The organism is Mesorhizobium sp. M1E.F.Ca.ET.063.01.1.1, assembly GCF_003998155.1.
In the GTDB taxonomy this organism is placed as follows: Bacteria; Pseudomonadota; Alphaproteobacteria; order Rhizobiales; family Rhizobiaceae; genus Mesorhizobium.
This window is the reverse complement of sequence record NZ_RZSC01001773.1, coordinates 1-390: the sequence shown is the minus strand read 5'-3', so window position 1 is coordinate 390 and position 390 is coordinate 1. Positions and strand designations below refer to the sequence as shown.

Genomic DNA, 390 nt, shown 5'->3' with positions numbered 1-390 from the left:
CCCTACCCAGCCGGCCATTGGCCTGCGCCGCGACCGCCTTGTCCTGGCTGCGCACGGCAAAAGCGTCCTGGTCGGCTCTGCTGACGGAAAAATCTTCTGCGACGTTCTCGCCGGTCTCCGGCATGGAATCGACGCCGTATTGCTTCTTCATCAGCGGATTGACGAAGCGCCAGCCGATGGTGGTGTCGTAAATCTCGGCATTGCGCGAAAAGGCCGTGTCGGCCTTCGGCATGACGAAGGGTGCGCGGCTCATCGATTCCACACCACCGGCGATCATCAGCTCGGCCTCGCCTGATTTGATGGCGCGCGCGGCGATGGTGACGGCATCCATGCCGGAGCCGCACAGCCGGTTGACGGTCGAAGCCGGAACGTCCTGCGGGAGGCCGGAAA

The 390-nt window shown here is 64.1% G+C and carries 1 protein-coding gene; it reads right to left on the bottom strand.

The window, feature by feature from the left end; all coding sequences use genetic code 11:
- Nucleotides 1-390 (bottom strand): beta-ketoacyl synthase N-terminal-like domain-containing protein (locus EOA29_RS40820; RefSeq protein WP_281061171.1); only part of this gene is annotated, 390 nt, incomplete at both ends.